This is a genomic window from Burkholderia sp. MSMB1589WGS (genome assembly GCF_001636105.1).
Taxonomy (GTDB): domain Bacteria; phylum Pseudomonadota; class Gammaproteobacteria; order Burkholderiales; family Burkholderiaceae; genus Burkholderia; species Burkholderia humptydooensis.
This window is the reverse complement of the sequence record NZ_LNJT01000007.1, coordinates 1,350,964-1,376,546: the sequence shown is the minus strand read 5'-3', so window position 1 is coordinate 1,376,546 and position 25,583 is coordinate 1,350,964. Positions and strand designations below refer to the sequence as shown.

General features: G+C 67.3%; 28 protein-coding genes and 1 other RNA gene. 18 read left to right on the top strand and 11 right to left on the bottom strand.

Features of this window, described 5'->3' with window-relative positions; translation table 11 throughout:
* Window positions 1-204: 204 nt before the first annotated feature.
* From WT16_RS14280 to WT16_RS14255, 6 genes are all read left to right on the top strand, one after another.
* Window positions 205-1,155, top strand: coding sequence for a LysR substrate-binding domain-containing protein (locus tag WT16_RS14280; protein ID WP_015601750.1), 951 nt, complete (start codon window positions 205-207; stop codon window positions 1,153-1,155).
* A gap of 247 nt (window positions 1,156-1,402) precedes the next feature.
* Window positions 1,403-2,707, top strand: a complete 1,305-nt coding sequence (locus tag WT16_RS14275; protein WP_015601436.1) for a Glu/Leu/Phe/Val dehydrogenase — start codon at window positions 1,403-1,405, stop codon at window positions 2,705-2,707.
* A 219-nt stretch (window positions 2,708-2,926) separates the two neighbouring features.
* Window positions 2,927-3,820 (top strand): glutamate/aspartate ABC transporter substrate-binding protein, encoded by an 894-nt coding sequence (locus WT16_RS14270; RefSeq protein WP_063533568.1) that lies wholly within the window; start codon window positions 2,927-2,929, stop codon window positions 3,818-3,820.
* Window positions 3,821-3,916: 96 nt separating this feature from the next.
* Complete coding sequence (locus WT16_RS14265) at window positions 3,917-4,657, top strand: amino acid ABC transporter permease (protein WP_006025270.1); 741 nt, start codon at window positions 3,917-3,919, stop codon at window positions 4,655-4,657.
* Window positions 4,657-5,334, top strand: a complete 678-nt coding sequence (gene gltK / locus WT16_RS14260; RefSeq protein WP_015601474.1) for a glutamate/aspartate ABC transporter permease GltK — start codon at window positions 4,657-4,659, stop codon at window positions 5,332-5,334. The genes WT16_RS14265 and gltK overlap by 1 nt, the downstream gene beginning before the upstream one ends.
* Entirely contained in the window at window positions 5,331-6,056 is a 726-nt protein-coding gene (locus WT16_RS14255; RefSeq protein WP_006025272.1) for an amino acid ABC transporter ATP-binding protein, read from the top strand. The genes gltK and WT16_RS14255 overlap by 4 nt, the downstream gene beginning before the upstream one ends.
* A gap of 222 nt (window positions 6,057-6,278) precedes the next feature.
* On the opposite strand, the gene WT16_RS14250 is transcribed toward WT16_RS14255, so the two are convergent.
* The gene (locus tag WT16_RS14250; protein WP_009913578.1) at window positions 6,279-7,193 is read right to left on the bottom strand and encodes a class II glutamine amidotransferase; all 915 of its coding nucleotides are present in this window, start codon (window positions 7,191-7,193) and stop codon (window positions 6,279-6,281) included.
* A gap of 209 nt (window positions 7,194-7,402) precedes the next feature.
* Here WT16_RS14250 and pyrC point away from each other — a divergent pair, with 209 nt between their 5' ends.
* The 3 genes from pyrC to rnpB all read left to right on the top strand — a co-directional run bounded on the left by pyrC (window position 7,403) and on the right by rnpB (window position 10,195).
* Window positions 7,403-8,461, top strand: coding sequence for a dihydroorotase (gene pyrC, locus WT16_RS14245; protein WP_063533567.1), 1,059 nt, complete (start codon window positions 7,403-7,405; stop codon window positions 8,459-8,461).
* A gap of 64 nt (window positions 8,462-8,525) precedes the next feature.
* Complete coding sequence (locus WT16_RS14240; protein WP_231892061.1) at window positions 8,526-9,614, top strand: DUF3025 domain-containing protein; 1,089 nt, start codon at window positions 8,526-8,528, stop codon at window positions 9,612-9,614.
* Window positions 9,615-9,783: 169 nt separating this feature from the next.
* An RNA gene (rnpB, locus tag WT16_RS14235) (RNase P RNA component class A) lies at window positions 9,784-10,195 on the top strand.
* Window positions 10,196-10,276: 81 nt separating this feature from the next.
* Here the strand turns inward: rnpB and WT16_RS14230 are convergent.
* The gene (locus WT16_RS14230) at window positions 10,277-10,699 is read right to left on the bottom strand and encodes an OsmC family protein (RefSeq protein ID WP_009913569.1); all 423 of its coding nucleotides are present in this window, start codon (window positions 10,697-10,699) and stop codon (window positions 10,277-10,279) included.
* A gap of 538 nt (window positions 10,700-11,237) precedes the next feature.
* Complete coding sequence (locus WT16_RS35390; RefSeq protein WP_257721673.1) at window positions 11,238-11,369, bottom strand: hypothetical protein; 132 nt, start codon at window positions 11,367-11,369, stop codon at window positions 11,238-11,240.
* On the opposite strand from WT16_RS35390, the gene rplM reads away from it, so the two are divergent.
* The 3 genes from rplM (at window position 11,368) to erpA (ending at window position 12,775) form a co-directional block, all read left to right on the top strand.
* On the top strand, window positions 11,368-11,796 hold the full coding sequence (gene rplM, locus WT16_RS14225) for a 50S ribosomal protein L13 (RefSeq protein ID WP_006025277.1): 429 nt from the start codon (window positions 11,368-11,370) through the stop codon (window positions 11,794-11,796). The genes WT16_RS35390 and rplM overlap by 2 nt on opposite strands.
* Window positions 11,797-11,807: 11 nt before the next feature.
* Window positions 11,808-12,200, top strand: coding sequence for a 30S ribosomal protein S9 (rpsI, locus tag WT16_RS14220; RefSeq protein WP_006025278.1), 393 nt, complete (start codon window positions 11,808-11,810; stop codon window positions 12,198-12,200).
* Window positions 12,201-12,406: 206 nt separating this feature from the next.
* Window positions 12,407-12,775: an iron-sulfur cluster insertion protein ErpA gene (erpA, locus tag WT16_RS14215; protein ID WP_015600516.1), complete on the top strand. Its 369-nt coding sequence runs from the start codon at window positions 12,407-12,409 to the stop codon at window positions 12,773-12,775.
* Between the two features lie 121 nt (window positions 12,776-12,896).
* Here the strand turns inward: erpA and WT16_RS14210 are convergent, their stop codons facing one another.
* On the bottom strand, window positions 12,897-13,763 hold the full coding sequence (locus WT16_RS14210; protein ID WP_015602158.1) for an AraC family transcriptional regulator: 867 nt from the start codon (window positions 13,761-13,763) through the stop codon (window positions 12,897-12,899).
* Between the two features lie 107 nt (window positions 13,764-13,870).
* Between WT16_RS14210 and WT16_RS14205 the strand changes: the two genes are divergently transcribed.
* Together WT16_RS14205 and WT16_RS14200 are read left to right on the top strand one after the other, a co-directional pair.
* On the top strand, window positions 13,871-14,575 hold the full coding sequence (locus WT16_RS14205) for a glutathione S-transferase N-terminal domain-containing protein (RefSeq protein ID WP_063533566.1): 705 nt from the start codon (window positions 13,871-13,873) through the stop codon (window positions 14,573-14,575).
* Between the two features lie 4 nt (window positions 14,576-14,579).
* A complete protein-coding gene (locus WT16_RS14200; RefSeq protein WP_063533565.1) occupies window positions 14,580-15,278 on the top strand; it encodes a glutathione S-transferase N-terminal domain-containing protein in 699 nt (232 codons plus the stop codon).
* An 88-nt stretch (window positions 15,279-15,366) separates the two neighbouring features.
* Here the strand turns inward: WT16_RS14200 and WT16_RS14195 are convergent, their stop codons facing one another.
* A complete protein-coding gene (locus WT16_RS14195) occupies window positions 15,367-16,521 on the bottom strand; it encodes an anhydro-N-acetylmuramic acid kinase (RefSeq protein WP_015601450.1) in 1,155 nt (384 codons plus the stop codon).
* Here WT16_RS14195 and WT16_RS35625 point away from each other — a divergent pair.
* Genes WT16_RS35625 through WT16_RS14180 form a run of 4 tightly spaced genes read left to right on the top strand, consistent with a single transcriptional unit; the run spans window position 16,507 to window position 19,084 of the window.
* Window positions 16,507-16,737, top strand: coding sequence for a hypothetical protein (locus WT16_RS35625; RefSeq protein WP_006025284.1), 231 nt, complete (start codon window positions 16,507-16,509; stop codon window positions 16,735-16,737). The genes WT16_RS14195 and WT16_RS35625 overlap by 15 nt on opposite strands.
* Entirely contained in the window at window positions 16,691-17,932 is a 1,242-nt protein-coding gene (gene tyrS / locus WT16_RS14190; protein WP_006025285.1) for a tyrosine--tRNA ligase, read from the top strand. The genes WT16_RS35625 and tyrS overlap by 47 nt, the downstream gene beginning before the upstream one ends.
* The gene (gene dtd / locus WT16_RS14185) at window positions 17,929-18,387 is read left to right on the top strand and encodes a D-aminoacyl-tRNA deacylase (RefSeq protein ID WP_059931038.1); all 459 of its coding nucleotides are present in this window, start codon (window positions 17,929-17,931) and stop codon (window positions 18,385-18,387) included. Before tyrS ends, dtd begins: the two co-directional genes overlap by 4 nt.
* A 34-nt stretch (window positions 18,388-18,421) precedes the next feature.
* The gene (locus WT16_RS14180; RefSeq protein ID WP_063533564.1) at window positions 18,422-19,084 is read left to right on the top strand and encodes a histidine phosphatase family protein; all 663 of its coding nucleotides are present in this window, start codon (window positions 18,422-18,424) and stop codon (window positions 19,082-19,084) included.
* 88 nt (window positions 19,085-19,172) lie between these two features.
* Here WT16_RS14180 and WT16_RS14175 read toward each other — a convergent pair whose 3' ends face one another.
* The 6 genes from WT16_RS14175 to purH form a co-directional block, all read right to left on the bottom strand.
* Window positions 19,173-20,315, bottom strand: coding sequence for a ParB/Srx family N-terminal domain-containing protein (locus tag WT16_RS14175; RefSeq protein ID WP_063533563.1), 1,143 nt, complete (start codon window positions 20,313-20,315; stop codon window positions 19,173-19,175).
* A 118-nt stretch (window positions 20,316-20,433) separates the two neighbouring features.
* Complete coding sequence (locus tag WT16_RS14170; protein WP_063533562.1) at window positions 20,434-21,390, bottom strand: oxygenase MpaB family protein; 957 nt, start codon at window positions 21,388-21,390, stop codon at window positions 20,434-20,436.
* A 28-nt stretch (window positions 21,391-21,418) separates the two neighbouring features.
* Entirely contained in the window at window positions 21,419-22,489 is a 1,071-nt protein-coding gene (ruvB, locus tag WT16_RS14165; RefSeq protein WP_006025290.1) for a Holliday junction branch migration DNA helicase RuvB, read from the bottom strand.
* A 99-nt stretch (window positions 22,490-22,588) separates the two neighbouring features.
* Window positions 22,589-23,170 carry a Holliday junction branch migration protein RuvA gene (ruvA, locus tag WT16_RS14160; RefSeq protein ID WP_006025291.1) on the bottom strand — a complete coding sequence of 194 codons (582 nt, stop codon included), beginning with the start codon at window positions 23,168-23,170 and terminating at the stop codon, window positions 22,589-22,591.
* A gap of 67 nt (window positions 23,171-23,237) precedes the next feature.
* Window positions 23,238-23,780 (bottom strand): crossover junction endodeoxyribonuclease RuvC, encoded by a 543-nt coding sequence (ruvC, locus tag WT16_RS14155; RefSeq protein WP_009913561.1) that lies wholly within the window; start codon window positions 23,778-23,780, stop codon window positions 23,238-23,240.
* A 210-nt stretch (window positions 23,781-23,990) separates the two neighbouring features.
* Window positions 23,991-25,556 (bottom strand): bifunctional phosphoribosylaminoimidazolecarboxamide formyltransferase/IMP cyclohydrolase, encoded by a 1,566-nt coding sequence (purH, locus tag WT16_RS14150; protein ID WP_063533561.1) that lies wholly within the window; start codon window positions 25,554-25,556, stop codon window positions 23,991-23,993.
* Between the last annotated feature and the right edge of the window lie 27 nt (window positions 25,557-25,583).

The window sequence follows — 25,583 nt, the reverse complement described above, 5'->3', positions numbered from 1 at the left end:
GGTGCCGCGCCAAAATGTGTGAAGAATCAAGCGTATGGCGATGCGTCCGGGGGGCGCGGGCCGTTTGCCGGCGCGCACGCCGCGGCGGGCTTCGCCGCCTCGCGGGTCGTGCGCCGTGCGCCGACGCACCGGGGCGATCGGCGCGCCCGACCGTTAAAATGCGTGCTTCTTCCCTCGCACTCGCTTTGCGCAGCAAAGGCACGCATGGAACTCAAATGGCTCGAAGACTTCGTGTCGCTCGCGGAAACGCGCAGTTTCAGCCGCTCGGCCGAGCTGCGGCACGTGTCGCAACCTGCGTTTTCGCGCCGGATCCAGGCGCTCGAAGCGTGGCTCGCGACCGAACTGATCGATCGTTCGGTCTATCCGACCCGCCTCACGCAGGCGGGCCAGGTGTTCTACGAGCAGGCGCTCGCGATGCTGTCGCAGGCGCACGAGGCGCGCACGCTGCTGCGCGGCCACGTCGGCGCGCCCGTGCCGACGATCGAGTTCGCGGTGCCGCACACGCTGTCGCTCACGTACTTCCCGCGCTGGCTGCAGCGGATCGAGGCGAAGATGGGGCAGGTCCACACGCGGCTGCGCGCGCTGAATGTGCATGATGCGGTGCTGTCGCTCGTCGAGGGCGGCTGCGATCTCGTGATGGGCTATCACCACCCGAGCCATCCCGTCGCGCTCGATCCGGCCCGCTACGACATGCTGACGCTCGGCACGGAGCCGATCAGCCCGTTCTCGGCGCCCGGCCGCGGCGGCCGCGCGCGCTACGCGCTGCCCGGCACGGCCGACGCGCCCGTGCCGTATCTGTCGTACACGCCCAATGCGTACCTCGGCCGGATGACCGAAGTGATCATCGCGAACGCGCGCGCGCCGCTCCATCTCGACAAGGTCTACGAGACCGACATGGCCGAAGCGCTGAAGGCGATGGCGCTCGCCGGGCACGGCGTCGCGTTTCTGCCGCACAGCGCGGTCGAGGACGCGCTCGCGAGCGGCCGCCTCGTGAAGCTCGGCCGCGCGGCGAAGGGCGCAGCGGAGCCGTTCACGCTGACGATGGAGATCCGCCTGTACCGGGACAAGCTCGCGGTGCAGGGCGACGAGCCGCGGCAAAAGCTCGTGCGCGCGCTGTGGGACGTCGTGCGCGAGGAGCTCGGCGCGGCCGCCTGACAATCGCCGCGGTTCCTGTGCCGGCGCCTCGGCGCCCGGCGCGGCCCGCACCGCTGCGCGCCACCCCGCGCACGAAAGTTGCTCCGCGCAATCGCATCGGGATTGCAGCCGTTCGCACGGCGAACGCACAGTTTTTCGCGCAAAAGACCGATCATGCACGAAACGCATAATCGAATAAGCAAACGGCATTGGATTTCGAAATTCGCTTTTTCGACAATGTGCGCATTCTTCGACCGTTGGAGATTCCATGTCTTCGCAATCGCAGTCCCCGTCCGTCGCGCAGTCCATCCCGTCGTACCTGCACGCGGACGATCTCGGCCCCTGGGGCAACTATCTGCAGCAAGTCGATCGCGTCGCGCCGTACCTCGGCTCGCTGTCGCGCTGGATCGAGACGCTGAAGCGCCCGAAGCGCATCCTGATCGTCGACGTGCCGATCGAGCTGGACAACGGCACCGTCGCGCACTTCGAGGGCTATCGCGTGCAGCACAACGTATCGCGCGGCCCGGGCAAGGGCGGCGTGCGCTACCACCAGGACGTGACGCTGTCCGAGGTGATGGCGCTGTCCGCCTGGATGTCGGTGAAGAACGCGGCCGTGAACGTGCCGTACGGCGGCGCGAAGGGCGGCATCCGCGTCGATCCGCGCAAGCTCTCGCGCGGCGAGCTCGAGCGCGTGACGCGCCGCTACACCAGCGAAATCGGCATCATCATCGGCCCGAACACCGACATCCCCGCGCCTGACGTCAACACGAACGAGCAGATCATGGCGTGGATGATGGACACGTACTCGATGAACCAGGGCCAGACGGCCACGGGCGTCGTGACCGGCAAGCCGATCTCGCTCGGCGGCTCGCTCGGCCGCCGGGAAGCGACGGGCCGCGGCGTGTTCGTCGTCGGCTGCGAGGCCGCGAAGAAGAAGGGTGTCGAGATCGAAGGCGCGCGCATCGCGGTCCAGGGCTTCGGCAACGTCGGCGGGATCGCCGCGAAGCTGTTCCAGGAGGCGGGCGCGAAGGTGATCGCGGTGCAGGATCACACGGGCACGATCTACCAGCCGGCGGGCGTCGACACCGTCAAGCTGATCGACCACGTCGGCGTGACGGGCGGCGTCGCGGGCTTCGAAGGCGCGGAGCCGATGCCGAACGACGAGTTCTGGACCGTCGAGACCGACATCCTGATTCCGGCCGCGCTGGAAAACCAGATCACCGAGAAGAACGCGTCGAAGATCCGCACGAAGATCATCGTCGAAGGCGCGAACGGCCCGACGACGACGGCCGCGGACGACATCCTGAGCGCGAACGGCGTGCTCGTGATTCCCGACGTGATCGCGAACGCGGGAGGCGTGACCGTGTCGTACTTCGAGTGGGTGCAGGATTTCTCGAGCTTCTTCTGGACGGAAGACGAGATCAACCATCGTCTCGAGCGCGTGATGCGCGAGGCGTTCGCCGGTGTGTGGGCGGTGGCCCAGGAGCACGGCGTGTCGGTGCGCACGGCGGCGTTCATCGTCGCGTGCAAGCGCATCCTGATGGCGCGCGAAATGCGCGGCCTGTACCCCTGATCGACGGGATTGGCTCGATTGGCGACGCGCAAGCTGGAGGCCGCGTCGTGATTCACTCGCGGGCGGCGCCGGATCCGGTGCCGCCCGCGTGCGTATCCGGGCGCCGAACGCGTGTTGGAATGCGCATGCCGCCCGGTCAGAAGTGTGGTTAACAACCATTACTTTCATAAAAATTACTTTGATAAACTGGCGCGGGTTTTCGCCAAGGAGATGACAACGATGAAATTCCCGAAAGCAATACTGGTGGTCGCGGCGCTGAGCACATTCGCCGGCGGCGCCATCGCCCAGGAAACGGGCACGCTGAAAAAAATCAAGGATACGGGCGTGATTGCGCTGGGGCACCGCGAATCGTCGATTCCGTTCTCGTACTATGACCAGAGCCAGCAGGTCGTCGGCTATTCGCGCGACTTCCAGATGAAGGTCGTCGACGCGGTCAAGAAGAAGCTGAATCTGCCCAGCCTGCAGGTGAGGAACATTCCGGTGACGTCGCAGAACCGGATTCCGCTCGTGCAGAACGGCACGGTCGACATCGAGTGCGGCTCGACGACGAACAATCTCGACCGCCAGAAGCAAGCGGCGTTCTCGGACACGATCTTCGTGATCGGCACGCGCCTCATGACGAAGAAGGACTCGGGCATCAAGGATTTCGCCGACCTGAAGGGCAAGACCGTCGTCACGACGGCGGGCACGACGTCCGAGCGTCTGCTGCGCGAGATGAACAACAAGAACCAGATGGGGATGAACATCATCAGCGCGAAGGACCACGGCGAGTCGTTCCAGACGCTCGAGACGGGCCGCGCGGTCGCGTTCATGATGGACGACGCGCTGCTCGCGGGCGAGCGCGCGAAGGCGAAGCAGCCGGGCGAATGGGTGATCGTCGGCAAGCCGCAGTCTCAGGAGGCGTACGGCTGCATGATGCGCAAGGACGATCCGGCGTTCAAGAAGGTGGTCGACGACGCGATCGCGCAGGTCGAGAAGTCGGGCGAAGCCGCGAAGATCTACTCGAAGTGGTTCGAGAATCCGATCCCGCCGAAGGGCCTGAATCTGAACTTCCCGCTCTCCGACGAGATGAAGAAGCTCTACGCGAATCCGAACGACAAGGCGCTCGATTGAGCGGGACGGCCGTTCGAGCCAACCGTTCGAGCTAACAAGCGCTGACGAAACGGAAGAGGCACGGCTTCTTCCGTTTCTTTTTGTTGGAGTCTGGCTATGTCTTACCACTGGAACTGGGGCATCTTCCTGAGCCCCGTTTCGACGGGCGAACCGACCACCTATCTCGGCTGGCTGATGTCGGGATTCTGGGTGACGATCAAGGTGTCGCTCGCCGCGTGGGTGATCGCGCTCGTCGTCGGGTCGCTGTTCGGCGTGCTGCGCACCATGCCGAGCAAATGGCTGTCGGCGATCGGCACGGTCTACGTATCGATCTTCCGCAACATCCCGCTCATCGTGCAGTTCTTCATCTGGTACCTCGTCGTGCCCGAATTGCTGCCCGTGTCGATCGGCACCTGGATCAAGCAGTTGCCGCCCGGCACGCAATTCTTCACCGCGTCGATCGTCTGTCTTGGCCTCTTCACGGGCGCGCGCGTCTGCGAGCAGGTGCGCTCCGGCATCAACGCGCTGCCGAAGGGTCAGCGCGCGGCCGGCCTCGCGATGGGCTTCACGCAATGGCAGACGTACCGCTACGTGCTCCTGCCCGTCGCATACCGGATCATCGTGCCGCCGCTCACGTCCGAATTCCTGAACATCTTCAAGAATTCGGCCGTCGCGTCGACGATCGGCCTGCTCGACCTGTCCGCGCAGGCGCGGCAGCTCGTCGACTACACCGCGCAGACCTACGAGTCGTTCATCGCGGTCACGCTCGCGTACGTGGTCATCAATCTGATCGTGATGGCGTTCATGCGCTGGGTCGAGAGCAAGTCCCGGCTGCCCGGCTACATCGGAGGCAAGTGATGCATCAGTTCGACTGGAGTAGTATTCCCGGCGCGCTGCCGACGCTCTGGACGGGCGCGATCGTCACGTTCAAGATCACGCTGCTCGCGATCGTGATCGGGATCGTCTGGGGCACGCTGCTTGCGCTGATGCGCCTGTCGGGCGTCAAGCCGCTCGCGTGGTTCGCGCAGGGCTACGTCACCGTGTTCCGCTCGATTCCGCTCGTGATGGTGCTGCTGTGGTTCTTCCTGATCGTGCCGCAGGTGCTGCAGGGCGTGCTCGGGCTGTCGCCGACGATCGACATCCGGCTCGCGTCGGCGATGGTCGCGTTTTCGCTTTTCGAAGCCGCGTATTATTCGGAGATCATCCGGGCGGGCATCCAGGCGGTGCCGCGCGGGCAGGTGAACGCCGCGTTCGCGCTCGGCATGAACTACGCGCAGGCGATGCGCCTCGTGATCCTGCCGCAGGCGTTCCGCGCGATGGTGCCGCTCCTGCTCACGCAGGCGATCGTGCTGTTCCAGGACACGTCGCTCGTCTACGTGATCAGCCTCGCGGATTTCTTCCGCACGGCCGCGAACATCGGCGATCGCGACGGCACGAGCGTCGAGATGATCCTGTTCGCGGGCGCATGCTATTTCGTCGTGTGCTCGGCCGCATCCGCATTGGTCAAAGGTCTCCAGAAAAAGGTCACAAGATGATTTCCATTAAGAACGTGTCGAAGTGGTACGGCCAGTTTCAGGTGCTGACGGATTGCACGACGGAAGTGAAGAAGGGCGAAGTGGTGGTCGTGTGCGGGCCGTCGGGCTCGGGCAAGTCGACGCTCATCAAGACCGTGAACGGCCTCGAGCCGTTCCAGCAGGGCGAGATTCTCGTCAACGGGCAATCGGTCGGCGACAAGAAGACGAACCTGTCGAAGCTGCGCTCGAAGGTCGGGATGGTGTTCCAGCACTTCGAGCTGTTTCCGCATCTGTCGATCACGGAGAACCTGACGCTCGCGCAGATCAAGGTGCTCGGCCGCGACAAGGACGAAGCGGCCGAGAAGGGGATGAAGCTGCTCGATCGCGTGGGCCTGAAGGCGCATGCGCACAAGTACCCGGGGCAATTGTCGGGCGGCCAGCAGCAGCGCGTCGCGATCGCGCGCGCGCTGTCGATGGACCCGATCGCGATGCTGTTCGACGAGCCGACCTCCGCGCTCGATCCGGAGATGATCAACGAGGTGCTCGACGTGATGGTCGAGCTCGCGCAGGAAGGGATGACGATGATGGTCGTCACGCACGAGATGGGCTTCGCGAAGAAGGTCGCCCATCGCGTGATCTTCATGGACAAGGGCTTGATCGTCGAGGACGACCGCAAGGAAGAGTTCTTCGCGAATCCGAAGTCGGATCGCGCGAAGGATTTTCTCGCGAAGATCCTGCATTGATCGCGGGGAGGGCGTCGTGCGCTTGCGCACGGCGTCGCTCGCGAGGCGAAGAGAAGGCCGCCCGGCGAGAGCCGGGCGTTTTTTTGTCGGCGCGCTCGCATTGCGGCAAGCGGTCCTGGTCAGCTTCGGATGGGGGCGCGCCGGCCTCGGACGGACGGCGGCGCGAGGCGGCGAACGCGTTCCCGTTCAAGCGTCGTGCGGACGGCAGGCAATGATGGTCGCTCAGAAATCGACCGGATCGTCGCCGAGATCGCCGGCCTCGCCGCTCGCCGCGAGCGCGGCCGCCCGGCGCGGCGCCGACGCGGATGCGTCGAGCGCCGGGTTGCGCAGCTTCTCGAGCACGGCTTCCGGCACCGGGATGCGCATCGTCGCCGCGACGTCGCCGCACTGGAACATCACGAGCTCGCCCGGCTCGAGCGCGGTCCACACTTCGTCGTCGGTGAGCGGCTGCGTCGCGATCACCGCGACGCGGTCTTCCGGCGTCGTGTATTTCGCGAAGTCGATCGAGATGTCTTCGTCGATCAGGTGCGCGGTCGAGAACGGCCAGCGCCGCACGAGGTAGTGCAGGCGCGTCGAGCAGTGCGCGAACAGCGCCTGCCCGTTCGACATCAGGAAATTGAACACGCCGTGCCGCGTGATGTCGCGCGTGAGCTCGCCGACCTGCTCGAACAGCTCGGGCAGCGGCGGCTGCGCGCTCGGAAACGCTTCGCGCAGGCCCTGCATCAGCTTGCAGAACGCCTTCTCGCTGTCGGTCGTGCCGACCGGCTGATAGACGCTGCCGTCGAGATCGGGCGTGTAGTCGTGCAGATCGCCGTTGTGCGCGAAGATCCAGTGGCGGCCCCACAGCTCGCGCATGAACGGATGGCAGTTCTCCAGCAGGATGTGCCCCTGCGTCGCCTTGCGGATGTGCGCGATCGTGTTCTTCGACTTGATCGGGTAGCGCTTGACCATCTCGGCGATGGGCGACGTCGCGGACGACTGCTGGTCGATGAAGAGGCGGCAGGCCTTGTCCTCGAAGAACGCGATGCCCCAGCCGTCGGCATGATGATCGGTGAGCCCGCCGCGGGCCGCGAAGCCGGTAAACGAGAACGTCACGTCCGTTGGTTCGGCGCAGTTCATTCCGAAGAGTTGGCACATATCGCGGGTGCGGCTGAGGCTGGCGGGGGAGTACGCCGGAGGGAACCGGTACAATGTCGGCTTCAAGCATATCACCGAGCCCCAAGCGGCAAAAGGCGAAAACCGCGCGCGAGCGGTTCCGTGTTGCGGTTTGCCGTCAGTGCAGTCGGCGCCGCGCGCGGCCGGCGCGCCGCGCATCGCTCCTCGCCGCGCGCCATTCCCACGACACCATGAATGCTTCCGCTCCCGCCTCGCTCACCCTCGCACGCCCCGACGACTGGCACCTGCACCTGCGCGACGGCGCGATGCTCGCGACCGTCCTGCCGCACACTGCCCGCCAGTTCGGCCGCGCGATCGTCATGCCGAACCTGAAGCCGCCCGTCACGACGACCGCTCAAGCGCAGGCGTACCGCGAGCGCATCCTCGCCGCGCTGCCGGCGGGCATGACGTTCGAGCCGCTGATGACGCTGTACCTGACCGACAACACGCCCGCCGACGAGATCCGCCGCGCGCGCGAAAGCGGCTTCGTGCACGGCGTGAAGCTGTATCCGGCGGGCGCGACGACGAACTCGGACGCCGGCGTGACCGATCTGCTCGGCAAATGTGCGAAGACGCTCGAGACGATGCAGGAAGTCGGGATGCCGCTTCTCGTGCACGGCGAGGTGACGGATCCGTCGATCGACCTGTTCGACCGCGAGAAGGTGTTCATCGACCGCGTGATGACCCCGCTGCGCCGCGCGCTGCCGGGGCTCGACGTGGTGTTCGAGCACATCACGACGAAGGACGCGGCCGATTACGTGCGCGACGCCGATGCGGCGTCCGGCCGGATCGGCGCGACGATCACCGCGCACCACCTGCTGTACAACCGCAACGCGATCTTCCTGGGCGGCATCCGCCCGCATTACTACTGCCTGCCGGTGCTCAAGCGCGAGACGCATCGGGTCGCGCTCGTCGAGGCGGCGAGCTCGGGCAATCCGCGCTTCTTCCTCGGCACCGACAGCGCGCCGCACGCGAAGGGCGCGAAAGAGGCAGCGTGCGGCTGCGCGGGCTGCTACACCGCGCTGCACGCGCTCGAGCTGTACGCGGAGGCGTTCGATCAGGCGGGCGCGCTCGACAAGCTCGAAGGCTTCGCGAGCTTCTTCGGCGCGGACTTCTACGGTTTGCCGCGCAGCGCCGAGACGGTGACGTTGCGCCGCGAGACATGGGAGCTGCCGCGCGAGATCGACGCGGGCGCCGGCCCCGTCGTGCCGCTGCGCGGCGGCGAGGCGATCGGCTGGCGGCTCGTCTGACGCTCGCGGCGCGGCGCGGCGGCCGGCCGGGTTGCCGCACGCGGACGGATTCGGTGCCAACGAGATGAGCGAGCAGGACGACACGAGCGCTCGGGGCGCTTGGGACGCCATGAGCGGCGCGCCGCGGCCGACAGGCGTGCACGGCGCGGCCGATCCTCGGCGTCCGGACGCGGCGGGTCTTGCCGATCGGGGGGACGCGCCGTTCGGCCCGGGTGATCCGCACGGCGGACGCGGGCCGGCGCACCCGGACTGCTCGGCGGCCGATCGCGATCCGGGCGAATCCCGCGAATCCCGTGTGTCTCGTGCTTCGAACCGTTGGCGCGAGTCGCATCCCGACGGTGACGGAACCTGTTTCGACCGAATCGATTGGTCCGCGCCGTGGCTCGCGCCGTTGGCCGATCGCGGCGGACGATGGGCGCACGCGGCACGGCAGGGCAAAGCGGCATGGCTGCGCATGCTGAACGACGACGCCCGAGCCGGGCGGCTCGTGGCGGGCCGCGGCCTGCCGCTTCGTTTCGTCGAACAGGCGGCGCTGCCGGCGGGCGTCGCGTACGAGACGCACATCGCCGAAACGGGCGCCGTCCCGACCCGCCACAACCTGCACGATTTCTTCAACGCGCTCGTCTGGTTCGCGTATCCGGGCATCAAGGCGGCGCTCAACGCGCGCCAGGCCGCGGCGATCGACGCGACGGGCGTCGGCTCCGTGCGCGGCGGCGTTCGCGACGCCCTCACGCTGCTCGACGAGAACGGCGCGCTCTTCGCGACGTCGGACCCGGCGCTTGCCGCCGCGCTGCGCGGCTTCGACTGGCCGACGCTGATGCGCGCGTCGCGCGACGCGTGGGGTTCGCGCTGCGACGCGCGGATCGTCGGCCATGCGTTGTTCGAAAAGCTCGTCGATCCGTACAAGGGCTGCACCGCGCATGCGTGGATCGTCGACGTGCCGGCCGCGTATTTCGACTGGTGCGACGAGTCGCGCCGCGCCTCGCTCGACGAACGCGTCGCGGCGGCGCTCGCCGCGACCGAGCCCGCGAGCCGCGGCTTCGCGCCGCTGCCGGTGCTCGGCGTGCCCGGCTGGTGGCCGGCGAACGAATCGCCGTCTTTCTACGACGATCCGCAGGTGTTTCGCAGCGGCCGCCGTTCGCGCGCGGGGTGACGCGCGCCGACATGCCCCGCATCGGCCGACCAATGGACGGCGAGCATCGTCGTGCCGGACCGGCAACCACACATGCACTGGCGCACGATCCGCGCGGACCGTCGTTGCAACAAGACCAGGACCATCGCCCCGAGCGAGCGCCGCTTTACGGTGCTAGAATCCCGCTCGCAAAGCAGGCCAGGCAGTCGCGGCCTTCGCGGTTCGCCGCGAAGGGCGAGGAAAGTCCGGACTCCGACAGGGCAGGGTGATGGCTAACGGCCATCCGTGGCGACACGCGGAACAGGGCAACAGAAAGCAAACCGCCGATGGCCCGGCGCAAGCCGGGATCAGGCAAGGGTGAAACGGTGCGGTAAGAGCGCACCGCGGCTGCGGCGACGCAGACCGGCACGGTAACCTCCACCCGGAGCAATTCCAAGTAGGCGGACGCGCATCTTCGGATGCAGGACGGTGCCCCCGTCTCGTTCGCGGGTAGGAAGCTTGAGCGCGTCAGCAATGGCGCGCCTAGAGGAATGGCTGCCACGGGCCGCGCGCCTTCGGGCGCGCGGTTCGCACAGAATCCGGCTTATCGGCCCGCTTTGCCGCCCGATGACAAAGGAAAGGCCGGCGCCCGATGCGGCGCCGGCCTTTTTCCTTTTCTCGACCCGCGCGGCGGGCGACGCGCGTTACGCGGCGACGATCTCGAACGAGTGCGACAGCTCGGCCGTCTTCGCGATCATGATCGACGCCGAACAGTACTTGTCGTGCGACAGGTTGATCGCGCGCTCAACGGTCGCGGGATTCAGGTTGCGGCCCGTCACCGTGAAGTGGAAGTGGACCTTCGTGAACACCTTCGGGTCCTCGCTCGCGCGCTCGGCCTGCAGCGTCACCGAGCAGCCGGTGACTTCCTGGCGGCTCTTCTTGAGGATCAGCACGACGTCATAGGCCGTGCAGCCGCCCGTGCCGGCGAGCACCATCTCCATCGGACGCGGCGCGAGATTGTGCCCGCCGCCTTCGGGCGCGCCATCCATCGTGACGAGGTGGCCGCTGCCCGTCTGGGCGGCGAATGCCATGCCGTCCTGGCCCATCCAGCTTACTTTGCATTCCATGCGCGAGCTCCAGCGTTGCTTGATTCGATTGTGATCCGGCATTGTAGCCCCGCCCGCAACAGTCGGCTGATGCGCTGCAAGACGGGCAAAAACAGCGTCCGATCGCGTATCGCGTCCGGTCCGGGCGGCGCCGATCGCCCTCCGATCTTTGGGGGTTTTACTCTAGGCGGAAAGTCCATTCGTTCAGGGGTGATTCGTTATCTTTTTGATTTAAAAGGAAAAATCCGATCGCTTGGAGATTGGGTAATTTTCCGTATTATGAGAGTGCATTTCTCCATGCGGTTTTTCTTGTGCTGTCGACTCCCGGTTCGTATAATGCGAGTCATTGGTTGTCGCGTTGCGGCAACCTCCGCATGTCTCCTCCACCCTCCTCCTTTGGTGGATTAAGCCCGAACCAGCGGTTCGGGCTTTTTTTCGTCCAGTGCAAGCTTGGACGGCCGGCGGTGGCCGCTTCGCGCCCGCAATGCACGCTTCACCGCGGTCGCGAAACGACGGACGTCGGATTTCTTTGACCACGCAGCTCGAATTCCTTTATAATTCAGGGCTTTTCCGCATCCATGCCCACGGAAAAAGAACAGGGAGAGCCTGCATCGCGCCACGAAGCGCCTGCCAAGAGCAGACAAGCAGGAAAGAACGTTTGGGCATAAGCAATCAATTTTGGATCGATCATGAAGACGTTTTCCGCAAAAGCCCATGAGGTGGCGCGCGAATGGTACGTGATTGACGCGACGGATAAGGTTCTCGGCCGTGTCGCCAGCGAAGTGGCACGCCGTCTGCGCGGCAAGCACAAGCCCGAGTTCACCCCGCACGTCGACACCGGTGATTTCATCATCGTCATCAACGCGAGCAAGCTGAAAGTCACGGGCAACAAGACGCTGGACAAGAAGTATTACCGTCACTCGGGCTACCCGGGCGGCATCTATGAAACGACGTTCGGCAAGATGCAGGAACGCTTCCCGGGCCGCGCGCTCGAGAAGGCGGTCAAGGGCATGCTGCCGAAGGGCCCGCTCGGCTACGCGATGATCAAGAAGCTGAAGGTCTACGCTGAAGCCACGCATCCGCACTCGGCTCAACAGCCGAAGGCGCTCGAGATCTAAGGGGAGCCCACATGATCGGTAACTGGAACTACGGTACGGGCCGCCGCAAGAGCGCAGTCGCTCGTGTCTTCATCAAGGCTGGCAAGGGCGACATCGTCGTCAACGGCAAGCCCATCTCCGACTACTTCTCGCGCGAAACGTCGCTGATGATCGTGCGTCAGCCGCTGGAACTCACGAACCACGCGCAGACGTTCGACATCAAGGTGAACGTGTCGGGCGGCGGCGAAACGGGTCAGGCGGGCGCAGTGCGCCACGGCATCACCCGCGCGCTGATCGACTACGACGCGACGCTGAAGCCGGCTCTGTCGAGCGCAGGCTTCGTCACGCGCGACGCCCGTGAAGTCGAGCGCAAGAAGGTCGGTCTGCACAAGGCGCGCCGCGCCAAGCAGTTCTCGAAGCGTTAATCGCTCGTGCTGCACGCCGCCCTCGGGCGGCATCGCTGCAAGAAAAACCGCCAGTTTTCACGCTGGCGGTTTTTTTATGTGCGTGCGGCTTGCGTTGGCGCAACGAATGCGCGAAAAACGGCGGTGCGCACCTTGATTTCGCCTGCGTCAGCACGATCTACGGATCGGTCCTACAATAGCAAGCAATGGTTTTTTGGAGAGTTCGCATGAACGCTGTTACCGAATCCGCGGCAACCACCGAGATGCCGGCTCCGTTCGTCTTCACCGACGCGGCGGCCGACAAGGTCAAGCAACTGATCGACGAAGAGGGCAACCCCGACCTCAAGCTGCGCGTATTCGTGCAAGGCGGCGGCTGCTCCGGCTTCCAGTATGGCTTCACGTTCGATGAGGAAGTCAACGAGGACGATACCGTGCTCAACAAGAACGGCGTCGTGCTGCTCGTCGATGCCATGAGCTATCAGTATCTCGTCGGCGCCGAGATCGACTACAAGGACGATCTGAACGGCGCGCAATTCGTCATCAAGAACCCGAACGCCACCTCGACCTGCGGTTGCGGCTCGTCGTTCTCGGTCTGAGCGCACGCGCACTCGACAAAAACGGGGCTCGTACCCCGTTTTTTTGTGTCCGGACGAAGCCGGCGCGTCGCGCTTCGGATTGAGGGCCTTCGTTCTTTCGTCCGTTCGCCGTTTCGTTCGCTCATGCCGCACGCACGCCGATCTCCTGCATCGTGCCGGCCGCGTCGCTCGCACGCGCGAGCCAATCGGTTGGCGCTTGTCCCGTGCATTGCGCGAACGCGCGCGTCAGCGCGCTCGCGCTGCCGTAGCCGACTTCCGGCGCGATTTCCTTGACCGCATAGCCGCGCCTGAGCAGCGTCTTCGCGAGCCCGACGCGCCACTGCAGCAGGTATTCGCCCGGCGGCAGGCCGACTGTGTCCGTGAAATGCGCGGCGAACCGCGAGCGCGACATGCCGGCGGTCGCGGCCATCCGCTCGAGCGGCCATGACAGGGCCGGGTCCGCGTGCATCGCATTCAGCGCCTTCGCGAGCCGCGCGTCGGACAGCCCGGCGAGCGATCCGCTCGCCACCAGCCGGTTGCGCATCACGAAGCGCAGCAATTGCACGACGAGCACTTCGGTCAGGCGGTTGATCACCGTGTCGTGCCCGCATGCGGGCGCGCTCGCCTCGGCGAACAGCGCCTGCTGGACGCCGTCGAGTGGTGACATCGACGCGAGCGGAATCGCGAGCAGATCGGGCAGGCCGCGCAACAGCGGGTTCTCGTCGCCGAGCCCGAACTCGATCGTCGCGGACAAGACCTCGGCGGGCGTGTCGCCGCGCGCCTCGATCCGGTACTTGCCGGGCCGCCCGATGAAGACCGCGCTCGGCTCGGGCACCGCGTGAAGGCCAAGCGCGCCGCCCGTCACGCAGACGGCGCCCGTGCGCACCAGGTGCATGTGGAAACCGTCCTCGCAGATGTCGAACGTCGACGCGCCGGGCAGCGTGCCGAAGTGGAACACGCGGGCGTGCAGCTCGAAACGGGCGAGAAGGCCCTTCAGTCGATCGCTCATGAGACGATTGGTCAAGTAATTGGGATTTATCGACGCATATTGTCTCAGTGCGTGCGCTACATTGGCAACTCCGCTCACCGTCCCGCATGACAAGGAGGACCCAGTCGATGATCCGATTCTTCTATCACCCGTCGCCGAATCCGGCCAAGGTCGCGCTGTTCCTCGAGGAGGCTGGCGTGCCGTACGAGCTCGTGCCTGTCGATACCCGCAAGGGCGAGCAGCACAGCGACGCGTACAAGGCGATCAATCCGAACGCGAAGACGCCCGCGATCGCCGACGGCGACGCGACCGTGTTCGACAGCAACGCGATCCTGCTGTATCTCGCCGAGAAAACCGGCCGGTTCCTGTCGGACGATACACCCGCCGCGCGCGGCGAGCTGCTGTCGTGGCTGATGTTCGTCGCGACGGGGATCGGCCCGTACTGCGGGCAGGCGGTCCATTTCAAGTATTTCGCGCCGGAGCCGAAGGCGTACGCGGCGAACCGCTACGACTTCGAGGCGTGGCGCCACTGGCGCATCGTCGACGAGCGCCTCGCCGGCCGCCGCTACATGGTCGGCGACCGCTACACGATCGCCGACATGGCGGTGTGGGGCTGGGCGCAGGCGATCCCGCGCGTGCTGGGCGACGATGCGTGGGCGCAGTTGCCGAACGTGAAGCGTCTCGTCGACGAGATCAATGCGCGTCCGGCCGCGCAGCACGCCGATGCGCTGAAGACGCGCCACGCGTTCAAGCTGGAGTTCGACGACGAGGCGCGCCGCGTGCTGTTCCCGCAGAACGCACGGCTCGCCGCCACGTCCGGGGCGGGGGCCTGACGCGATGATCGACCTCTACTACTGGACGACGCCGAACGGCCACAAGATCACGATGTTCCTGGAGGAGGCCGGCTTGCCGTACCGGATCATGCCGGTGAACATCGGCCGCGGCGAGCAATTCGAGCCGGATTTCCTGCGCATCGCGCCGAACAACCGGATTCCGGCGCTCGTCGACTCTGCGCCCGCCGACGGCGGCGAGCCGCTGTCGATCTTCGAATCCGGCGCGATCCTGCTGTATCTCGCGGACAAGATCGGGCGCTTCATTCCGGCCGACCTGCGCGGCCGCAACGAGGCGCTGCAGTGGCTCTTCTGGCAGATGGGCGGGCTCGGCCCGATGGCGGGGCAGAACCATCACTTCGTGCAGTACGCGCCCGAGCCGCTGCCGTACGCGATCGAGCGGTACGTGAAGGAAACGTCGCGGCTGTACGGCGTGCTGAACAAGCATCTGTCGGACGGGCGCGACTACATCGCCGGCGAGTATTCGATCGCCGACATGGCGAGCTATCCGTGGATCGTGCCGCACGAGCGGCAGCGGCAGCGCCTCGAGGATTTTCCGTTCCTGGCCGCCTGGTTCGCGCGGATCGCCGAACGGCCGGCCACCGTGCGCGCCTACGCGCGGGCGAAGGAGATCAACACGGCGCCGACGGTCGATCAGCAATCGCGCAGCGTGTTGTTCGGGCAGGACGCGAGCACGGTCCGCTGACGCGGCCGGTGCCGGTGGGCTGCGGCTTCGCCGCCGTGCGCGCCGGGCTGTGCGGTGCGCGCGGGCGGGCTTCGGCCGGGCCGCCGCTTCAGCGCGGGTAGAGCGCGCCCAGCACGCGCTCGCCCGCCGCGCCCGTGACGGCCGACACGTTGCCCGGCGCGCGCGCGTTGAAGCGGTACGCGAGCCAGGCGAACGCGAGCGATTCGACCTGCTGCGGCGGCACGCCGAGCGCGGCCGTCGTGGCGACGGGCGCGTCGAGCCCGCGCGCCGCGAGCGCCGTCGCGAGCGCGTCGAGCAGCACCGGGTTGCGCGCGCCGCCGCCGCACACGTAGACGGCCCGGCAGTCGCCCGCATGCCGCGCGATCTCGTCTGCGACGCTCGCCGCAGTCAGCGCGGTGAGCGTCGCCTGCACGTCCTCCGGCGCGAGGCCCGGAAAACCGGCGAGCTTCACGTCGAGCCAGTCGGTGTTGAAGAGATCGCGCCCGGTGCTTTTCGGCGCGCTCTGCCGGAAGTACGGCTCGTCGAGAAGCGCGGCGAGGAGCGCTTCGTCGACCGTGCCGCGCGCCGCGAAGCGCCCGCCGTCGTCGAACGGCTGCTTCAGGTGGCGGCCCGCCCACGCGTCGATCAGCGCGTTCGCCGGGCCGCAATCGTGGCCGCGCACCGCGTCGCCCCGTTCGTCCCGCCCGCCGCGCGCGGCGGGCAGGATCGTGATGTTGCTGATGCCGCCCAGGTTGCAGACGACGCGTGTCTCGTCGGGCGAGCCGAACACCGTCGCGTGGAATGCCGGCACGAGCGGCGCGCCCTGGCCGCCCGCGGCGACGTCGCGGCTGCGGAAATCGGCGATCACGTCGATGCGGGTCAGCTCGGCGAGCAGCGCCGCGTTGTTGATCTGCCGCGTGTAGCCGCGCTCGGGCCGGTGGCGCACCGTCTGGCCGTGCACGCCGAGCGCGCGCACGTCGTCGGGCGAAAGGCCCGCCGCGCGCAGCAGCTCGTGGCAGCACACCGCGTAGCGCGCGGCGAGCGCGTTCGCGGCGAGCGCCTCGCGCTCGATCTCGTCGTCGCCCGGCTGTTGCAGCGCGAAGAGGGCGTCGCGCAGCGTGTCGGCGAAGCCGACGAACGCCTCGGACAGCACGGCGGGCGGCTTGCCCGCCTCGAAGCGCACGGCGACGCCGTCGACGCCGTCCATGCTCGTGCCCGACATCAGGCCGAAATACACGCCATCCGCGGGATGGCCGGGTTGCATGCGATTGGACGCCACGTTGATTGCTCCGGAATCGAGATGGGGCGCGCGCGGAAGGCCCGCCGCGCGCCGTCGTCGCCGATTATCCGCGCATGCGGGCGCGCCGTTAAGCGGTCCGCGCGCAACTTATGGGAAAATTGCTCTTTTTGCGATATTCCTTCCTCTTGCACCGATGAGCACCGATCCCACTTCCAAGCCCGCCTTCCCGATCACCGATGAAGTCCGCCACGCGCTCGCCGTCACGAAGCGCGGCGTCGACGAGCTGCTGATCGAGGAAGAGTTCGCGCAGAAGCTCGCGAGAAGCGCGGCGACGGGCAAGCCGCTGCGCATCAAGCTGGGCCTCGATCCGACGGCGCCCGACATCCACCTCGGCCATACGGTCGTGCTGAACAAGATGCGCCAGTTGCAGGATCTCGGCCATACGGTGATTTTCCTGATCGGCGATTTCACGTCGCTGATCGGCGATCCGTCGGGCCGCAACGCGACGCGCCCGCCGCTCACGCGCGAGCAGATCGAATCGAACGCGAAGACCTATTTCGAGCAGGCCGCGCTCGTGCTCGACCGCGAGAAGACCGAGATCCGCTACAACAGCGAATGGTCGATGCCGCTCGGCGCGGACGGGATGATCAAGCTCGCGTCGCGCTACACGGTCGCGCGGATGCTCGAGCGCGAGGATTTCACGAAGCGCTTCCAGGGCGGCATCCCGATCTCGATCCATGAATTCCTGTATCCGCTGATGCAAGGCTACGACTCGGTCGCGCTGAACGCCGATCTCGAGCTCGGCGGCACCGACCAGAAATTCAACCTGCTCGTCGGCCGCGAACTGCAGAAGCAGTATGGCCAGGAGCAGCAGTGCATCCTGACGATGCCGCTGCTCGAAGGGCTCGACGGCGTCGAGAAGATGTCGAAATCGAAGGGCAACTACGTCGGCATCAGCGAGAAGCCGAACGACATGTTCGGCAAGCTGATGAGCATCTCGGACGTGCTGATGTGGCGCTACTTCGAGCTCCTGTCCTTCCGCAGCCTCGACGAGATCGCGCAGTTCCGCGGCGCAATCGAAGGCGGGCGCAATCCGCGCGACTTCAAGGTGATGCTCGCGCAGGAGATCGTCGCGCGCTTCCATTCGCAGACCGACGCCGAACGCGCGCTCGAGGACTTCAATCACCGCGCGAAGGGCGGCGTGCCCGACGACATCCCGAGCGTGACGCTCGCCGGCGCGCCGCTCGCGATCGGCCAGTTGCTGAAGCAGGCGGGGCTCGTGCCGTCGACGAGCGAGGCGCTGCGCAACATCGAGCAGGGCGGCGTGAAGATTGACGGCGCGACGGTGTCCGACAAGGCGCTGAAGGTCGATGCGGGCGAGTTCGTCGTGCAGGTCGGCAAGCGCCGCTTCGCGCGCGTGACGCTCACCGCATGATCGCGCTGATACAGCGCGTGAAGCGCGCTGACGTGCGCGTCGGTGAGCGTGTGACGGGCGAGATCGGCCCGGGCCTGCTCGCGCTCGTCTGCGCGGAGCGTGGCGACACCGAGGCGGCCGCCGACAAGCTGCTCGCGAAGGTGCTCGGCTACCGCGTGTTCAGCGACGCGGCGGGCAAGATGAACCTGCCTGTGTCGAACCTCGACGGCGCGGGACGCGCGGGCGGCCTGCTGCTCGTGTCGCAGTTCACGCTCGCCGCCGACACGAACAGCGGCCTGCGCCCGAGCTTCACGCCGGCCGCGCCGCCCGACGAGGGCGCGCGCCTGTTCGACTATTTCGTGCGCCAGGCTCGCGAGCGTCACCCGATCGTCGCGACAGGCGAGTTCGGCGCCGACATGCAGGTGTCGCTCGTCAACGACGGCCCCGTGACGTTCTGGTTGCAGACACGCCCCTGATGCGCCCTTGACGCTTCGATTCGAGACCGCACCGATGCCCACGACGCAGATCCTCTTCATCCGCCACGGCGAGACGGCCTGGAACCGCATCAAGCGGATTCAAGGCCACATCGACATTCCGCTTGCCGACACGGGGCTCGCGCAGGCGCGGCGACTGGCCGGGCGGCTCGCGCGGGAGGCGCTCGCCGGCGCGCGGATCGATGCGATTTATACGAGCGATTTGTCGCGCGCGCGGCAGACCGCGCAGCCGGCAGCCGACGCGCTCGGCCTGCCGCTCATGCTGCGGGAGGGGCTTCGCGAGCGTGCGTACGGTGTGTTCCAGGGGCACGACAGCACCGAGATCGAGGCGCGCTTTCCCGACGCGTTCGCGCAGTGGCAGACGCGCGACCCGGGCTTCGAGCCGGAAGGCGGCGAGTCACACCGCGCGTTCTATCATCGCGTGCTGCATGAGGTCGAGCGGATCGTCGCCGCGCATCCGGGCGGGCGCATCGCTTGCGTCGCGCACGGCGGCGTGCTCGACTGCGTGTACCGGTTCGCGAGCGATTTGCCGCTCGACGCGCCGCGCAAGCATGCGCTGCTGAATACGAGCGTCAATATCGTCGATTACGACGATGGCCGCGCGCGCGTCGTGCGCTGGGCCGACGTCGATCACCTGAGCGAAGCGAGCGACGACGACGGTTATCGGCAGGTGCTGTGACGATCGGCGCGTCGCAGCGCGGCTGGCGGCGCGTGCGCGCGTGAGCGCGGCCGATGGGCGGGCGCGGCCACGTGGCCATCGCGCCGCGTCAGTGCAGCCCGTGGCGTGACCGGTAATCGAGCGCATACGCGATCTTGCCCGGCTTGTCGGCCGTGATCGGCTGGCGCAGCTTGTCGAATTCCCCCTTGCTGTATTTCTTGCTCCCGTTGATCTGGTCGGCGCGGCCGAGGTCCGCGCCCGTCTTGCCGTCGATTACAGGATCGGTCGAGGCGACCATCCGCGCCGACGCGTTCCATACCGCATTCAGATAGCCCGTATCGGCCTTCGCCGGATCGGGATCGGTCGCGCCCGCGCGCGCGAGGTCGTAGCCGGCGAGCGAGAACGTTTCCGGCTGCTGCCGCAGCCAGTCGGCCCAGTAGAACTCGAGATAGTCGGTTGCTTGCGCGGGCTTCGCGTAGCCGATGTCGCGCGTGAAATAGACGAGCGACCGGTAGCGGTCGTCCTGCATGCCGAGCTTCAGGCCGAGGCCGGCGGGCAACTGGTCCGGCGCGATCGGCCGGCCGTTCCCGTCCTTCAGGCGCGTGTAGCCGCGGCTTTGCATCTGCTGCCAGAACGCCGGGCCCGAGTAGTCGCCGAGGTTGTCCTTGACGACGACGTGCACGCGCAGCGCCGCGCCGCCGTCGGGCGTCTCGTAATAGGTCGACAGTCCGTGGTGGCCGTCCGTCACGTACAGCGTGTCGCCGTTCGGCCCGATCACGACGGGATTGAGCACGGTGCGATCGCGCGCGCCGGCGCTCGTCGCGCACGCGTAGCTCGCCGCGTCGCGCAGCGTCGATTGCGCGGTGTAGCCGTCCGGCGCGATGCCGCCGAGCCCTTCGTCCGCGCAGAAATCGTCGAACTTCCTGTCGGGCTGCCGCTCGTAGCGGCCGAGCTTGTAATGGATCTGGTCGTAGCCGAGCGCGCCTTGCGTCGGATGCAGTTCGCCGAGCGCGACGTCTAGCATGTCGCCAGTGCGCGCGTTCCTCCATTTGCCCGGCGCGGGAGCGGGCGTCGGCGGCGGGGTGTCGGCGTTCGATCCGGCATTCGTCGTATTGCCCGGCGCGGGGCCGGCGGCGCCGGCGTCGACGGCGGCAGGCGGGGAAACGGGCGCGGTGCCGTCGCCGCCGCAGGCGGCGAGCGCGGCGACGAACGGGAACGCGGCAGCGGCGAGGCGGAAGATCGGACGCGGCATGGGCGATGGGAATCGAAGAGGGTTCGAGGGTGGCGGCGCGCGATCGACGCGCGAGCGCGGACCCGTCAGCATCGCGAATCGATGTGACAGGTATTTGAAATGAATTGGACAGGTTTGGCTATGTGCCGCTGCGGTCCGGCTGCTCGGGCCGGGCGGCGACGCGCCGGCGCGCGCGCTTCGATACGCCGTTGACGAGCGCCCAGCGGATCACGGGCGCGACGATACGCACGCCCGGCCGAACGAGTGCGCGGCGCACCGGCGCGAGCGACGACAGGCCGAGCATGTGCTGCGCCCATGCGGGCAGCAGATCGACGCCGGCGTTGAACAGCAGCGCGGCGGCGGGGCGCATCGCCGGTTTCGGGACGGGCACGTTCATCAGTATCCGCACCACCTCGCGCGTGCGCTCGCTCGCCTCGAGCTCGGCGCGCATCGCGGCGAAGTACGCGGCGACGTCCGCGCGCGTCTTCGGGACGTGCGTCGCGCCGAGCATCTCGGCGACGCGCGCGGTTTCCGCGTAGTAGCGGTCCTGATCGGCGCCCGGCAGCCGCGGGTTCACGTAGCGCAGGTGCGCGGCGAGAAAGCTCGACACCTCGGCGACGTGCACCCATGTGAGCAGAGCGGGGTCGGCCGCGCGATACGGACGGCCGTCGAGCCCCATGCCGGTGACGGTCTCGTGGATCGCCTTCACGCGCTCGATCAGCTTCAGCGCGTCGGCGCGGCTGCCGTACGTCGTGCCGGCGATGAACGTCGCGGTGCGGCGCAGGCGGCCGAGGATGTCGGTGCGGAACGTCGAATGGTCCCATACGCCCGCGAGCGCGAGCGGATGCAGCGCCTGCAGTAGCAGCGCGGAGATGCCGCCCGTCATCATCGACGTGAAATCGGCGTGCACTTTCCAGCACACCGCGTCGGGGCCGAAGAGGCCGGGGTCGCCCGGCGGCGACGAGTAGTCAAGCGACGGGCCGCCGCTACCCGTCGTCAGATGCGTGACGCCGCCCGCGACGCGCGCTCGCACGCGTTCGACGAGCGGACGTCCGAGCGGCGTGCGTGCGGGGCGGTCGTGTAACGGGGCGGACATCGGTCGGCTCGTCGGGGCAGGGGAGGCGTCAGCGCCCGGCCTCGGGCGTATCCCAGAGATTGTGCACGGGGCTCGCGGCATCGGGCGCGGCGAGCCCGAAATGCCGGTACGTGAGGAGCGTCGCGACGCGGCCGCGCGGCGTGCGCTGCAGAAAGCCCTGCTGGATGAGGTACGGCTCGAGCACGTCCTCGATCGTGTCGCGTTCCTCGCCGATCGCGGCGGCGAGGTTGTCGACGCCGACCGGCCCGCCGTCGAACTTGTGCAGGATCGCCTCGAGCAGCTTGCGGTCCATCAGGTCGAAGCCGACCGGATCGACGTCGAGCATCGCGAGCGCGGCGTCCGCGACGGCCGCGGTGATGTTGCCGTCCGCCTTCACTTCCGCGTAGTCGCGCACGCGGCGCAGCAGGCGGTTTGCGATCCGCGGCGTGCCGCGCGAGCGTTTCGCGATTTCGAGCGCGCCGGCCGGATCGATCTGTGCGTTCAGCAGCGCAGCCGAGCGGCGCACGATGCGCGACAACTGCTCGGCGTCGTAGAACTCGAGCCGCGCGACGATGCCGAAGCGGTCGCGCAGCGGATTGGTCAGCATGCCCGCGCGCGTCGTTGCGCCGACGAGCGTGAACGGCTGCAGGTCGAGCTTCACGCTGCGCGCGGCCGGCCCCTCGCCGATCATGATGTCGATCTGGTAATCCTCGAGCGCCGGATACAGGATTTCCTCGACGACGGGCGACAGGCGGTGGATCTCGTCGATGAAGAGGACGTCGTTCGCTTCGAGGTTCGTGAGGAGCGCGGCGAGATCGCCCGCGCGCTCGAGCACGGGGCCGGACGTCTGGCGCAGGTTCACGCCCATTTCGCGCGCGATGATGTGCGCGAGCGTCGTCTTGCCGAGGCCCGGCGGGCCGAACAGCAGCACGTGGTCGAGCGCTTCGGCGCGGCGCTTCGCGGCTTCGATGAAGATTTCGAGCTGATCGCGCACCTTCTCCTGGCCGACGTATTCGTCGAGCTGGCGCGGGCGCAGCGCGCGTTCGAAAGCCTCTTCGTGCGAAGACGCGGGCGTGGCGGCAATGATCCGCTCGGCGGCGAGTTTGTCGGTTTCGATCATGCGGCCATTGTACCGCGCGGCGTGCTCCGGCCAACCTGGCCGAACGGCCGAGTCGCGGCGCGGCGCCCGGCATGCGAAGCTGTCTTCGACGACGCGCCGTTACGCCTTCGACAGCGCCTTGAGCGACAGCTTGATGCCTTCGGACACGCCGGTGCCGGCCGGCACGTTCTTGATCGCGGCAAGCGCTTCCTTTTCCGAGTAGCCGAGCGCGAGGAGCGCGTTGAGGATGTCGGCCGCGTGATCGGACGGCGAGGCCGCGCCGGCGAGCGGGCCGAGATCGGCACCGAGCTTGCCCTTCAGTTCGAGGAGCAGGCGCTCGGCTGTCTTCTTGCCGATGCCCGGCACGCGGGTCAAGCGCGCGGCGTCCTGCAGCGTGACCGCTTGCGACAGCTCCGCGACGCTCATGCCGGACAGCACGGCGAGCGCCATCCGCGCGCCGACGCCCGTGATCTTGAGCAGCTCGCGGAACGTCGAGCGCTCCTGCGGCGTAAGAAAGCCGTACAGCAGGTGCGCGTCCTCGCGGACGATCAGTTGCGTCAGCAGCATGACCTTCTCGCCCGTGTGCGGCAGGTTGTAGAACGTGCTCATCGGCACGTCGACTTCGTAGCCGACGCCGTTGCAGTCGACGAGGAGGTGCGGAGGATTCTTTTCGAGGAGGGTGCCGGCGATGCGACCGATCATGGCGAGTGCGGGACGGAACGGAAAGCGCGAGTGTAGCGCACGGCGGCGCGCGCCACGCAAACGCGTGTCACCCGACGAGCCGTCCGCGCCGCACGCGCAGCCCCTTCTTCGCGAGCGCGGGTGCGATGCCGCCGAGCGTGTTCAGCGTGTCGCCGCCGTGCGCGTGGCAGATCGCCATTCCGAGCGCGTCGGCCGCGTCGGTGCCGGGCAGGCCGGACAGGCTCAGCAGGCGTGCGACCATCTCCTGCATCTGCTCTTTCGTCGCGCGGCCGTAGCCGACCACCGCCTGCTTGAGCTGCAGCGCCGTGTACTCGGCCACGGGCAGGCGGCCCGACACGAGCCCACAGATCGCGGCGCCGCGCGCCTGGCCGAGGAGCAGCGTCGATTGCGGGTTGACGTTGACGAACACTTTTTCGATCGCAGCCTGATCGGGCGCGTGCTCGCGGATCAGCGTCGAGATGCCGTCGTAGATCGTGCCGAGCCGCGTGGGCAGGTCGGCGGTGGGCGTCTTGATCACGCCGCTTGCGACGTACGCGAGTCGATGGCCGCTGACGTCGATCACGCCGAAGCCCGTGACACGCAAGCCGGGGTCGATGCCGAGGATTCGCATGGAGAAACGGAAAGACTGACTGCGACCGATACTACACGAATGACGCCGAAACCCGGCGAAAGCGGGGGCGGGATTGCGGCGCGCCGCTCACGGCGATCGGGGCTCGGCCCGACCAACGATCGCCGCATCACGCACCGCCGCCACGCGGCCGATAAAAAACCCGGCGGTGAGCGACCGCCGGGTTTCGCCGAAAACGATGCGTCGTACGAATCAGTGACGGAAGTGGCGCACGCCCGTCACCACCATCGCGATGTTGTGCTCGTCGGCGGCGGCGATCACTTCATCGTCGCGCACCGAGCCGCCCGGCTGGATCACGCAGGTCGCGCCCGCCGCGACGACGACGTCGAGGCCGTCGCGGAACGGGAAGAACGCGTCCGACGCGACGGCCGAGCCCGCGAGCGTGAGGCCCGCGTTCTGCGCCTTGATGCTCGCGATGCGCGCCGAATCGACGCGGCTCATCTGGCCCGCGCCGACGCCGAGCGTCATCCCGTTGCCGCAGAACACGATCGCGTTCGACTTCACGTACTTCGCGACGCGCCACGCGAAGAGGAGGTCGTCCATTTCCTTCGGCGTCGGGTGGCGCTTCGTGACGACGCGCAGCTCGCGCGGCTGCACGTTCTTCGAATCGAGCGACTGCACGAGCAGGCCGCCGCCGACGCGCTTCAGGTCGAACGCGTTATGGCCTTCGCCCAGAGCGATTTCGAGCAGACGCACGTTCTGCTTCGCCGCGAACACCTGCTTCGCCGCATCCGAGAACGACGGCGCGATCAGCACTTCGACGAACTGCTTCGCGACCGCTTGAGCCGTGGCTTCGTCGACTTCGCGGTTGAACGCGATGATGCCGCCGAACGCGGAGGTCGGATCGGTCTGGAACGCCTTCGCGTACGCTTCGCCCGCGTTCGTGCCCACCGCGACGCCGCACGGATTCGCGTGCTTGATGATCACGCATGCGGGCGCGTCGAACGTCTTCACGCATTCCCATGCGGCGTCCGAATCGGCGATGTTGTTGTACGACAGTTCCTTGCCCTGCAACTGGCGGTAGTTCGCGAGCGCGCCGGCGGGCGTCGCGATGTCGCGATAGAACGCGGCGCTCTGGTGCGGATTTTCGCCGTAGCGCAGGTCCTGCACCTTGTCGAACGCGAGGTTCAGCGTCGCCGGGTACGCGTTGCGCGAGCCGTGCTGCAGATCGTCGCCGAGGCTCGTCAGGTAGTTCGTGATCGCGCCGTCGTACTGCGCGGTGTGCGCGAACACCTTGGTCGCGAGGCGGAAATTCGTCTTGTAGCCCACCGTGTTGCCGTTCGCCTTCATTTCGTCGAGCACGACCGCGTAGTCGGCCGGATCGACGACGACCGTCACGTCGCGATGGTTCTTTGCCGCCGAGCGCAGCATCGTCGGGCCGCCGATGTCGATGTTCTCGATCGCGTCGGCGAGCGTGCAGTCGTCCTTCGCAATCGTCTGCACGAACGGATACAGGTTCACGACGAGCAGGTCGATCGTCGGAATCCCGTGCGCTTCGAGCGCCTGCATGTGCTCGGGCAGGTCGCGGCGGGCGAGGATGCCGCCGTGCACCTTCGGGTGCAGCGTCTTCACTCGCCCATCGAGCATTTCCGGGAAGCCGGTGTAGTCGGCCACTTCGGTGACGGGCAGGCCCGCGTCGGCGAGCAGTTTCGCGGTGCCGCCCGTCGACAGCAGCTTGACGCCGAGCCCGGACAGCGCTTTCGCGAAGTCGACGATGCCGGTCTTGTCGGAAACGGAAATGAGCGCTTGCTTGATCATGATGGAACCACCAATAGCCAGGAAAAC